The 11761-nt window shown below is 33.6% G+C and carries 10 protein-coding genes; 7 read left to right on the forward strand and 3 right to left on the reverse strand.

The features are described from left to right. Positions 1-43: 43 nt before the first annotated feature. Together FA048_RS11405 and FA048_RS11410 are read left to right on the forward strand one after the other, a co-directional pair. The gene (locus FA048_RS11405) at positions 44-412 is read left to right on the forward strand and encodes a BlaI/MecI/CopY family transcriptional regulator (protein WP_136840924.1); all 369 of its coding nucleotides are present in this window, start codon (positions 44-46) and stop codon (positions 410-412) included. Continuing rightward, positions 412-1839, forward strand: coding sequence for a M56 family metallopeptidase (locus FA048_RS11410; RefSeq protein WP_136840926.1), 1428 nt, complete (start codon positions 412-414; stop codon positions 1837-1839). The genes FA048_RS11405 and FA048_RS11410 overlap by 1 nt, the downstream gene beginning before the upstream one ends. Before the next feature lie 241 nt (positions 1840-2080). Here the strand turns inward: FA048_RS11410 and rsmG are convergent, their stop codons facing one another. Then, entirely contained in the window at positions 2081-2716 is a 636-nt protein-coding gene (gene rsmG, locus FA048_RS11415) for a 16S rRNA (guanine(527)-N(7))-methyltransferase RsmG (protein WP_136840928.1), read from the reverse strand. A gap of 37 nt (positions 2717-2753) precedes the next feature. Beyond that, the gene (locus tag FA048_RS11420) at positions 2754-3908 is read right to left on the reverse strand and encodes a glycosyltransferase (protein ID WP_136840931.1); all 1155 of its coding nucleotides are present in this window, start codon (positions 3906-3908) and stop codon (positions 2754-2756) included. A gap of 106 nt (positions 3909-4014) precedes the next feature. Here FA048_RS11420 and tgt point away from each other — a divergent pair, with 106 nt between their 5' ends. The 5 genes from tgt to FA048_RS11445 all read left to right on the forward strand — a co-directional run bounded on the left by tgt (position 4015) and on the right by FA048_RS11445 (position 10806). Continuing rightward, entirely contained in the window at positions 4015-5145 is a 1131-nt protein-coding gene (gene tgt / locus FA048_RS11425; protein ID WP_136840933.1) for a tRNA guanosine(34) transglycosylase Tgt, read from the forward strand. Beyond that, the gene (locus FA048_RS11430; protein WP_136840935.1) at positions 5146-6249 is read left to right on the forward strand and encodes an LptF/LptG family permease; all 1104 of its coding nucleotides are present in this window, start codon (positions 5146-5148) and stop codon (positions 6247-6249) included. After that, positions 6249-7151, forward strand: a complete 903-nt coding sequence (locus FA048_RS11435) for a DMT family transporter (protein ID WP_136840937.1) — start codon at positions 6249-6251, stop codon at positions 7149-7151. Before FA048_RS11430 ends, FA048_RS11435 begins: the two co-directional genes overlap by 1 nt. Positions 7152-7686: 535 nt before the next feature. After that, positions 7687-10494 carry a hypothetical protein gene (locus FA048_RS11440; protein WP_136840939.1) on the forward strand — a complete coding sequence of 936 codons (2808 nt, stop codon included), beginning with the start codon at positions 7687-7689 and terminating at the stop codon, positions 10492-10494. Between the two features lie 27 nt (positions 10495-10521). Next, positions 10522-10806 (forward strand): LapA family protein, encoded by a 285-nt coding sequence (locus tag FA048_RS11445; RefSeq protein WP_136840941.1) that lies wholly within the window; start codon positions 10522-10524, stop codon positions 10804-10806. A gap of 70 nt (positions 10807-10876) precedes the next feature. On the opposite strand, the gene FA048_RS11450 is transcribed toward FA048_RS11445, so the two are convergent. Then, positions 10877-11761: a PorP/SprF family type IX secretion system membrane protein gene (locus tag FA048_RS11450; RefSeq protein WP_136840942.1), complete on the reverse strand. Its 885-nt coding sequence runs from the start codon at positions 11759-11761 to the stop codon at positions 10877-10879.

The following is an 11761-nucleotide window of genomic DNA, read 5'->3' on the forward strand; positions in this document are numbered from 1 at the left end:
AAAAATAGTAGTAAATTTAATTAACATATAAGAAAATAATAGAATGAGAGAGTTAACAAAAGCAGAAGAACAAGTGATGCTAATCTTATGGGAAATGAAAGAAGGCTTGGTAAAAGAAGTAATCGAAAAGATGGAACCTCCAAAACCTGCATACAATACAGTATCTACAGTGATTAGAGTTTTAGAAGGTAAGGGTTTCATCTCACATAAAGCAGTAGGTAATACTCATATTTATTTTCCAGTAATAACAGAAGAACAGTACAAACACTTTGCTTTTGATAAAGTGATGAATAACTATTTCGAAAATAACTACCAGAGCCTCGTTTCATTTTTAGTAAAAGAAAAGAACATGGATATGAATGAGCTAGACGAGTTAATTGCATTGGCTGAAAACCTTAAAAACAAAAAATAATGGATTGGTTATATTACTTATTGGAAGCAAATTTGTATTTACTTCTATTCTATGGATTCTATCTTTTGCTTTTGCAAAATGAGACTTTTTATAGCAGCAATCGATATTATTTATTGATCTCTACCTTACTTTCTTTTGCATTACCAGTAATACAATTGGGATCATTAAGACTATCTATTAAACAAAATTTAAATCCGATTAGCCCTACTAGCAGTAACGTTGAAACCTCAGAAATAAATTGGTTTTATATTTTTTATTTGTTTATCGCTTTTTGTTTCGCCATTAAATTAAGTTTAAGCATATATAAAATTATTAGTTTATGGCTTAAAGCGAAAAAACATACTGCTGGCGATATTACCTTAATTGAATTAGATGGTGAATCGACTGCATTTTCATTTTTCAATCTTTTATTTATCCATCCAATATTAGCTAATCAAGTTGCAGTTATTAAACATGAAATGGTTCATATTAAACAGAAGCATAGTTTAGATATACTATTTTTTGAAGTCCTTCAAATTATATGCTGGTTTAATCCAATTCTCTATTTTATTAAAAAAGATATCAAGCTATTGCACGAATATATCGCTGACGAGCTAAGTACAAATAATGGGATGCAAAAACACGAATACGCCATGTTTTTAATAGAAAACTCATTTGGTGTTATCCCTACCCCCCTTACCAATCAAATATTCAATCAATCAATATTAAAAAGGAGAATTAACATGTTAAACAAAAAAAGAACGGCAGGCTGGGCAAGGCTCAGACTACTGCTAGCTTTGCCATTAGTCGGGGCCATGCTCTGCGTATCTACAATGGCATTTACAAAAGATTATGGTTATGTAGACTTGCTTCCGGAGAAAAGCAAAACCGCAGAAACTGTACAAGAAGAAGCGCCACAAGTAGACACTAAAAAACAAGAGGAGCCTAAAGTAGAAACCCTAAAAAAAGATCAAGTAAAATTTCCACCACCAATTGTAAAGGCTGACAAACAAAGTAAATCACTAAAAGCTCCACCACCACCAAAACAAGATCAAATTAAATTTCCRCCACCAATTGTAAAAGCTGATAAACAAAGTAAATCACTAAAAGCTCCACCACCACCAAAACAAGATCAAGTTAAATTTCCACCACCAATTGTAAAAGCTGATAAACAAAGTAAATCACTAAAAGCTCCACCACCACCAAAACAAGATCAAGTTAAATTTCCACCACCAATTGTAAAAGCTGACAAACAAAGTAAATCATCAAAAGCTCCACCACCACCAAAACAAGATCAAATTAAATTTCCACCACCAATTGTAAAACCAGATGGCAAGAACTTAAAATCTCCTCCAAATAGAGCTACTGCTCCTGGCGCAAAAACTATATCACCTAAAATAATTGAAGGAGATCCTATAAAAGATCCTTCAACGGCTAGTAAAAACTAACTTACTGCAGAATATAAGTCATAAACTTAGTTTCAAAACTCTTCTACACAATAAGCTGAAAGCGGATATAGTTCTGCTTTCAGTTTAATGGGGATTATATCATTTTTAACTAAGATTTTACAGCAAGCCCATTACTCTAGTTTTGGCTTATGGTTCTTAGTTAACAAAATATTACTACACAAATCGGGAATTGAATGTCATATATGCTAAATAAAACATATAAAGCATTAATATTAGGTAACTACTGTGGTATATAAACCACGAATTTAGTCTCAAAAAACTCTTCTTCAAAATAAGCTGAAAGCGGATATAATTCTGCTTTCAGTTTTGATTCTTTAATCTCTTCTGTTAAATCTCCACCTTTTAAATATAAAATTCCATTACTAATGGCGTTTTTATTCTCTTTAGCAAACTTATTCTGGATCCAAGGATAGAAATCGATTAATCGAGTAACTGCTCTAGACACTACAAAATTATATTTATCTGTAACCTGTTCAGCCCTTAAATGACTTGCCGTTACATTTGTTAAACCTAGTGCCGAAGCAACTTCAGTAACTACTTTTATCTTTTTTCCGATAGAATCTACCAAATGAAATTGTGTTTCTGGAAACAAAATTGCCAAAGGAATACCCGGAAAACCTCCACCTGTACCTACATCTAAAACCTTCTCTCCAGCCTTAAATTCACAAAATTTGGCGATACCTAAAGAGTGTAAAATATGCCTTTCGTATAGTTCATCAATATCTTTTCTAGAAATTACATTGATTTGCGCATTCCAGAAACTATACAATTCATACAATTGAGCAAATTGGGCAATTTGCTCTTCGGTAAGCTTCTTAAAGTACTTTAAAATAATATCAGGTTTAACTTCAGACATATATAACAAATATAAAGCCCCTTAGGGGTTGGGGTGGCTATTTCCACTCCACTTTTTTAACAAATATAGACAGAATGCCGTTAAGCACTAAAAATACAAATAAAATGATATCTAATACGGGAAACCACCAACTTAATCCACCATAATTTAAGCGTTTGAGTAGTCTGGGATAAACAAAACTTCTAATCAATATACTTAAGGCAAAAATGCCTAAAGATATGTACAGTGTTGCTGGAAAAAATAATAACGTAATTATAAATGCATAAAATAAAAACTGTACAATTATTTGCATCGATAAGATAAACTTATGTTTAGGCTTATACAGCTTACCTGCTCCAAAATGTCTTTTCTTTTGTCTTAAATAAGCTAAAAATGAAATTTTTGGCTCACTCCAAACATGAGATTCTTTATGTATTCTTATTTCTGTATTTCTATTATTCGCATTTGCGTTTACAAACAAATCATCATCCCCAGAAGGAATATGCATGTGTGCTGCAAAACCTTTGTTTTTAAAAAACAATGATTTCTTATAAGCCATATTTCTGCCGACACCCATATACGGCATCCCTTTTAGCGCAAAAGAAAGGTAATTCACAGCAGTAAAAAATGTTTCAAAACGAATTAAAGCGTTTAGCAGTCCAGGTTTTTTAAAATAGGGAGAGTAGCCCAATACAATCTCAGTGCTATCGTTTAGTGGTTGTTGCATTTGTGCCAACCAATTTGAAGAAGCGGGCTCGCAATCTGCATCTGTAAAAACCAACCACTCATTACTGGCTGCTTTAATTCCCATTGTTACTGCAAACTTTTTTCCTGCAATAAATTTATCTCCATCAGCAACAGTAACCACTTTTAAATGCGCATATTTTTTTTCGAGCTCCTTTAAAAAATCGGCAGTACCATCCCATGAACGGTCATTAACCACTATAACTTCAAAATCTGGGTATTCTTGGTGGAGGATACTTGGCAAAAACTGTTGCAGGTTTTCTGATTCGTTACGGGCACAAATTACTACACTAATTGGATTCTTTTTGGTTTCAGGAATCACCTTAATGGCAATTAAAGCAAGTTTTAAGTGTACAAACAGACTAAAGTACAATTGAACAAAAAAGCAAAAAACTAAGGCCCCAAGCAGGCAAATTTCTAATATATTTAATTCCACTACTGTATTATTGAAAGCTAGCAAAGCTCTCATTTTTAATCTGTAATGTGGCTTTATGTTGATAAAAAATTCAAGAGCCTGATAAAAGGAATATTCTTCCTATTTTTGACAGATTTTTTGAAGAGGATTAAACACACATATGAAATTTAATTTACAGGCTAACGACCCACTATCTAAAGCTAGAGCTGGAACAATTACAACAGCGCATGGCGATATAAAAACCCCTATTTTTATGCCTGTTGGCACTGCAGGAACGGTTAAAGCAGTGCACCAAAGAGAGCTGATAGATGATATTAAGGCTCAGATTATATTAGGAAATACATATCATTTATATTTAAGACCAGGTTTAGATATTTTAGAGCCCGCAGGTGGCTTACATAAATTTATTGGTTGGGATAAGCCTATCTTAACAGATAGCGGTGGTTATCAAGTATATTCTCTTAGTAAAGTTCGAAAAATCAAAGAAGAAGGTGTAACCTTCCGATCACATATTGATGGCTCCAAGCATCTATTCACACCAGAATATGCAATGGATATTCAAAGAACTATTGGAGCAGATATTATTATGGCTTTTGATGAGTGTACGCCTTATCCTTGTGATTATAAGTATGCTGCAAATTCGATAAATATGACACACCGTTGGTTAAAACGTTGCTGCCATCGCTTTGATACCACTGAACCCAAATATGGTTTTGACCAAACTCTTTTTCCTATTGTTCAGGGTTCTGTTTACAAAGATTTAAGGGTAAAATCTGCAGAATTTATAGCCTCTATGGGCCGTGAAGGAAATGCAATAGGTGGTTTATCTGTTGGCGAACCTGCAGAAGAAATGTATGGAATGACCGAAGTTGTTTGTAATATTTTACCTGTAGACAAACCTAGATATTTAATGGGCGTTGGTACACCAGTAAATATTTTAGAGAATATTGCGTTAGGTGTAGATATGTTTGATTGTGTAATGCCTACCAGAAATGCTAGAAATGGAATGCTCTTTACTAGAAATGGCATGATTAATATTACCAACAAAAAATGGGCAAATGATTTCTCTCCTATTGATGCAGAAAGTGATTTACATGCTGACAAAGTCTATTCAAAAGCATATTTAAGACATTTAATGCATTCTAAAGAAATGTTAGGTTCACAAATTGCTACGTTACATAACCTACATTTTTACCTATGGTTAGTAAATGAAGCAAGAGAAAAAATCATTTCTGGAGAGTTTTACGCTTGGAAGAACAAAATGGTAACTATATTAGGGAATAAATTGTAAATGAACTTCATAAAGCAACGTTTAAAGATTGTTGATAGTTTTATTATAGGCAAATACCTAGGTACGTTCGTTTATACGCTAGTTTTGTTTGTAATCATTATTGTCATTTTCGATCTATCTGAAAAATTAGACGATTTTTTAGAAGCGAACCTTACAATTTGGCAAGTTCTTACTAAATATTATGCGGGTTCTATTCCATTTTATGTGAATATGCTGTCCCCATTAATTAATTTTATTGCGGTAATATTTTTTACCGCTAAAATGGCTGATCAAACTGAGATTGTACCAATTTTAAGTGGTGGAGTTAGCTTTAATCGTTTTTTAAGACCTTATTTCATTTCGGCTTTTATCATTTTCTCTGCTAATTTATTATCTAATCTTTATGTTTTACCTTATACCAATCGAATTAAAAATAAGTTCGAAAATGAAGTAGTAAACAAGAACGATCCCTATACCAAAGCTAATATCCACATGAAGATTGATAGCAATACGTATATATATATTGAAAATTTCGACAATAAGACGAATATAGGATACAAATTTTCGTTAGATAAATTTCAAGGTGATGGATTAAAGAAAAAGCTAGTAGCAGATCAAATTGCTTGGGATTCAGTAAAACGTGTTTGGAAAATGACTAATTATTCTGTTAGGCATATTAATGGATTAAAAGAAGTAATGGTATACGGTAATTCTTTACAAAAAGATACCATTTTAGACATGAGACCAGACGATTTTTCTGCTTACCAAAACGTATTTGAAAGCATGAGTAATCGTGAATTGTCTGATAAAATTACCAAGGAAAAGATTAGAGGATCAGGGATAATGAGCGATCTTTTATTTGAGCAATATAAACGATGGTTTCATCCATTCTCGGCCTTTATTTTAACTTTAATAGGTGTCGCCCTATCTTCACGTAAGGTTCGGGGTGGTGTTGGCTTACCTTTAGGGGTAGGTATCATTTTAAGTTTTGCCTACATTGTTTTCAATCAGTTTGCGAAAATGTTCTCTACAAAAGGCGGATTTCCTCCTTTATTGGCCGTTTTATTACCTACTCTTCTCTTCGGTATTCTCGGTCTGTATTTACTAAGAAGAGCACCAAAATAATGGAATTAAATCCAGGCAATTCAGTAAAACATACCAATAGAAACTTAGTTATATTGCATGTAACTGTTTTTATTTGGGGCTTCACAGGCATTCTTGGGGCTTTGATTAGCATCAATGCAGTTCAAATGGTATGGTATAGGGTTTTAATAGCTAGTATAAGCTTATTTGCTTATTTCATTCTAAGCAAGACTAATATTAAAATTACCAAAAAACAATTTCTACAATTTTTCTTTACAGGAAGCATTGTTGCCATGCATTGGATCTTCTTTTTTCATGCCATAAAGGTTGCAAATGTTTCTGTTAGCTTAATTTGCCTATCTTCTGTAACGCTATTTATAGCCATACTTGAACCATTAATTAAAAAACAAAGCATCTCTAAAGGTGATATTTTTATCGGTCTAGTGATTATTTTAGGGATCTATCTCATCTTTAAATTTGAAACAAAATACACAACTGGCATTATTTTCGGTCTCTGTGCAGCGGTTGCCGCTAGTGTATTTTCTACAATAAACTCTACACTTGTACAAAAAACAGAGCCTAGTATTATAGGTTTTTATGAACTTTCTGGTGCATTTTTTTGGATTACAATATACCGTCTATTTGACAAAAGTTTACTTACAGAGAACTTTAATTTAAGCCTTTTGGATTGGTTTTACCTAATAGTTTTAGGCACCATTTGTACTGCGTTAGCTTATGTTGCAGGTGTTGGAGTTATGCGAACACTCTCTGCTTTTAGAGTAGCTTTAATAACCAATCTTGAACCCGTATATGGCATCGTTTTAGCCTATATTTTATTCGGTACAAAAGAACAAATGACTGGTGGTTTCTATTTAGGATCATTGTTAATATTAGCAGCCGTATTCATTTATCCCATCTATAAAAAGCGTAAAAATCGCAGTTAGTCTGTCTGCACTCCCATAGGGTAGGGGATAGAAATTCAACCTAATAATACCATTAAAATAGTGGTAAAAAAACACCCCTAAATCCATCCAAAAAACCACCAGATAGGAACGTAAAAGCACTGCATTTTTTCTATTAAATTCATATGTTAAAACACTATTAAAAGCAGGGGTTAAATAGGTTAAAATTACCGAAAAATTCACCTAGTTTACATTGAATATTGAGTTCAAGAGTTTCCGAATTATCAACACATATCGCATACATTTTAAAATTGTGAAGAAAAAATTTACTTAGAATTCAATGGAATTAGTGTATCTTAACCTCGTTATTCATACACAAAGCTTAGCGAAGTAAATTTTAAGATTTATCAGCTAAAAAACGAATAAACATTATGAATATAAGAAAGATTACCCCATTTATATAATTAATATATAGCATTACAAATCAATAATTTATATGTTTTAAATTAAATAAATAATAGACTTAAAATATCAAATTTAAAATATAAAAAACTAACAATTTTAGCACTCTTCAGTTATGATATTAAATAACTACTATAGTAAATTGAAAATCAGTATTTTAACTATCATATCATTAAGTTTTATTTCAATAAGCAGTTTTTCACAAATTTTCGATAGTGAGCAAAGCCCACTTAGTGTAAAATGGAAACAAATTAAGGCAAATGGCTTTACCATCATCTACCCTACCGAATTCGAAAATGAAGCTCAAAGAACGGCCAATACCATTAACAAAATTTACCCTTCTGTTGGGCAGAGTTTAGGTAGTAAAAAAACAAGCATCCCAATCGTACTTCAGAACCGCGGATCAATTGCAAATGGCTTTGTTCAATTGGCTCCAAAAAAGTCTCAATTTTACACCACTCCTCCGCAGCAATTCGACAGTCAAGATTGGCTTAATAATTTGGCTGTTCATGAACTTAGACACGTTGCCCAGTTTGACAAAATAATCGGGAACAAAGCTCACCCCTTTCCAGAAGAAATTTATTTTGCATACCTAGGCGCCGCTATCCCAACTTGGTTTTTTGAAGGCGATGCGGTAAGCATAGAAACTTCGTTAACTAATGCGGGTCGCGGCAGACAACCTTCATGGATTATGCCTTTCAGAACTTCCCTACTTAGTGGCAAAAACTTCAGCTATTCAAAAAGCTATTTTGGCTCAAACAAAGATGTAACTGCCGGCTATTATCAGCTGGGATATTTAATGGTTTCTAAACTTAGGGAAGAATTTGGAAGAAATATTTCAGACAGCCTTTTAACAGATATCAACAAAAGACCTTTAAGATTGTATCCTTTCTCGCAAAGCCTAAAAAAGTACACCGGCAAAAATACAAAAACTTATTATGAGCACACGGCTATGCAACTTAAAAATGAATGGCAGAAACAAGCTGGGCAAACTGAAAGCGAAAACTATTTAAGTTTAAATCGCTCTGCAAAATATGCCAGCAATTACTTTTTACCTACAGAAATTGAAGAAGGCAAAATCCTAGCCTTAAAACAGACCAAAGGAGAAGCCCCGGGCTTTGTATTGGTTAATGCCGACAAAAGCGAGGAGAGGCTGTTTAAAATCGCTTATCAAGAACAACCTTGGTTTAGTTATAACAACGGAATTTTAATTTGGGATGAAATTAGATATGACCCTAGATATAAGCAAAGGAGTTACAGCGTAATTTGCAGTTATAATTTTGCAACAAAGGCAAAAACACAAATAACTTTCAAAACTAGACTTTTCTCTCCTAGCATTTCTGGAGATGGAAAAAAAATAGCTGCAGTTCAAATCGACTTAAGTAATAAATCAAACCTTGTCATTATAAATCCGAAAGATGGAAAAATTACACAAACCATTCCAAATCCAGGAAATTTAATTTTACAAACCCCAGCTCTAAATATTGATGGTTCTAAAATTTCCTACATCAGCGTTAGCGAAAAAGGAAAAGCATTATGGCTCGTTGAAAATGAGAAATTGACCAAATTGGTTCCAGAAACAAATCAACAATTAAGTAGACCGATATTTTTTAATGATAAAATTGCATTTAACGCCCATACAAGCGGAGTTGACAATATTTATGAAGTAGATGTTGTAAATAAAAAGATAAGCGCTCTCACGGCGTCAAAATTCGGCGCTTTTAATCCAAGTTTAGCCCTTGATGGAAAATCTATTTTGTTCAATAACTACGGGCTAATGGGGTATGATATTGCCAAAACAATCATCAATCCAAAAACAATTCAAGAAAACAACTTTGTTTATTTTGGAGCGGCGGCAGAAAGACAAGAAAATACAGGTAACGTTTTCAATGACATCCCTAGCAAAGACTATACTTCAAAATCATACAGACCATTAGCTCACCTTTTCAATTTCCATAGCATTAGTCCAACAGTTGACGACGACGATAGAGTGGGATTACAACTTAAGTCTAATGACTTACTAAATACCATGGACTTTTTTACTGGGGTGAGCTACCATAGCAATTTAAGGAAATTCGAATACAATGCTGGCTTTACCTATAAAAGCCTCTATCCGATATTAAGTGCAGTTTTTAGAAATCGGCCAAGGATGGGTTTCTATAGATCGGGAAGCAACATTAATGAAGCTAGCTGGCGCGAAAACTTTATTGACTTAAAAGCAATTTTACCTTTGAGCATTAACGCCTACAATCATAATTATGGTTTTTTAGGTGAGATAGGAACAAGCTATACCCAAAGAAATTTCGCCCCAAAAGAAGCACTCTTATTTAGCAAAACTTTAAAATTTCCCATGAGCTACAAAATTAGCTTTAGCCATAGCGTTCGTATGGCAGAAAGAGATGTGGCGCCAAAATGGGCACAATCCATAAGTTTCAGCTATTTTAATCAACCTTTTGACAAAAGATTAACTGGAGATCTAATGGCATTTGAAAGCACGTTCTATTTCCCTGGTATTGCCAAAAACCATTCATTAACTGCAAGTTTTAATTACCAAGAAAGTAGTGGTTCATTAGGATTTAACAACGAAATAAGCACAGTTTACGGCTATGGACAGATTAAAGCCAAAAGTTTATTAAGAAACACATTATTGCTCAATTACCGTTTCCCAATTGCTTTTCCAGATGCTGAGATTGGCTCTCTAGCTTACATCAGAAATTTTAGAGGTGGTTTTTTTAGTCATTATGAAAACATAGGTAATGAAACAAATTTAACTGAACCTAAAACTTTTGGACTAGAATTACGTAGTAATGTAAACTTATTGCGCTATCAACCTGTTATAGATTTGGGTGCGCGATTGGTTTTTGTAAATAAAATCTATAATCAAAATCCTATCTTAGAATTTACATTTAACTACAGTTTTTAACCCCGAAGGAAACTAAAAGCATATAAAATGAAAGCAAAAACCATAATCATCATTGTAATTACTGCATTATTAACCACTTTTTTAGTCATTAATAATGACGCAGTAGATTTCGATTTCCTTATTGGCGCTCCAGTTCCTGTCTCTAAACTTTTAGTAATAGGAATTTGTGTGCTTGTGGGTTTTATTTTAGGATTTATAGTAGGCAGACCTAAAAAAACTGTAAGCAGTTACGATACAGAGATTGAAAAAGGTTACCAAGCACCAGAAAACAAAAGCTCATTGAGTGATGAGGATAGGGATTATATCAGTTAGTTTTCTAGTATTTAGAAACTCTAGTCTTAGCGAGACGCTAAGACTTATCAAGTATTCCCAAAGGGCAAGGTTAAAATCGTCCCTTTACATTAATTTCAAAAGTGCCATTACTGTATGAATTTAATGACGATGTCTGCGTAGTATAAAAGCCATTGATAAGATACTTCCTCTTGTAATCAAGACCTAGCCCAAAACTTGCAGATTTTACACTGTGATATATTCCTGTTAACATGATTTGTCTGTTGGCTAATGTCAATTGAGTTCCCAAGTCCCATATATTATCAACCCCTTTAAAGCCACGATAAGCAAATTTTGGTTCTAGTTCCATTCCGTCTATTCCCTCACTTAATTCTACCTTATAACTCACTGCAGTATAAAAAGTACCTACATTTGCCAATTGGATTTCCTCTCTCTTAAAAAATGTTTTCAAGTTGGGTACCGCAGCCTCAACCTTAAATCTTTGTGTTGTGTAGGCTACTCCAAAATCACCATCTATGTAGGTTTGGCGTTGATTATAAGCCATAGCGAGAGGATCATTGCCATTTCCTATGATATCACTATTTGCAAGCCTCTGGTTCATAAAGCCCAAAGAAACACCAAAATGCATTTCGCTGTTTTGGCTATTGAGGGGAAGATGGTAGGCATAGGTACCTACTACCCTTGATTGACGCTGTAGCCCAGCCCTATCAAAATTAACATTCAATCCCATTGCAGCCTTCTTCTTGCTATAATCTACAGTTAAATTCTGTACTATTGGAGCACCCGGAATACTTCCCCATTGCCTTTTATAGGCAGCGTTAACCGTAAGCCCTTTTTCGTAACCAGCAAAAGCCGGATTAGCAAGGTAAAGGTTATTATAATATTGGGCCGATAGCGGATTTAATTGAGCTTTTGAAATTTGAAATGACAGCATTATTAATGTCATAACATGTACAATTATTCTATATTTTTTCAT

The sequence above is a fragment of the Pedobacter polaris genome, from assembly GCF_005116505.1.
Taxonomy (GTDB): Bacteria; Bacteroidota; Bacteroidia; order Sphingobacteriales; family Sphingobacteriaceae; genus Pedobacter; species Pedobacter polaris.

What these genes read in the sequence shown, in the direction of transcription:
- FA048_RS11405 (WP_136840924.1), top strand. Translation starts at nt 44, where the DNA reads ATGAGAGAGTTAACAAAAGCAGAAGAACAAGTGATGCTAATCTTATGG.
- rsmG (WP_136840928.1), bottom strand. Translation starts at nt 2,716, where the DNA reads ATGTCTGAAGTTAAACCTGATATTATTTTAAAGTACTTTAAGAAGCTT.
- FA048_RS11420 (WP_136840931.1), bottom strand. Translation starts at nt 3,908, where the DNA reads ATGAGAGCTTTGCTAGCTTTCAATAATACAGTAGTGGAATTAAATATA.
- tgt (WP_136840933.1), top strand. Translation starts at nt 4,015, where the DNA reads ATGAAATTTAATTTACAGGCTAACGACCCACTATCTAAAGCTAGAGCT.
- FA048_RS11430 (WP_136840935.1), top strand. Translation starts at nt 5,146, where the DNA reads ATGAACTTCATAAAGCAACGTTTAAAGATTGTTGATAGTTTTATTATA.
- FA048_RS11435 (WP_136840937.1), top strand. Translation starts at nt 6,249, where the DNA reads ATGGAATTAAATCCAGGCAATTCAGTAAAACATACCAATAGAAACTTA.
- FA048_RS11440 (WP_136840939.1), top strand. Translation starts at nt 7,687, where the DNA reads ATGATATTAAATAACTACTATAGTAAATTGAAAATCAGTATTTTAACT.
- FA048_RS11445 (WP_136840941.1), top strand. Translation starts at nt 10,522, where the DNA reads ATGAAAGCAAAAACCATAATCATCATTGTAATTACTGCATTATTAACC.
- FA048_RS11450 (WP_136840942.1), bottom strand. Translation starts at nt 11,761, where the DNA reads ATGAAAAAATATAGAATAATTGTACATGTTATGACATTAATAATGCTG.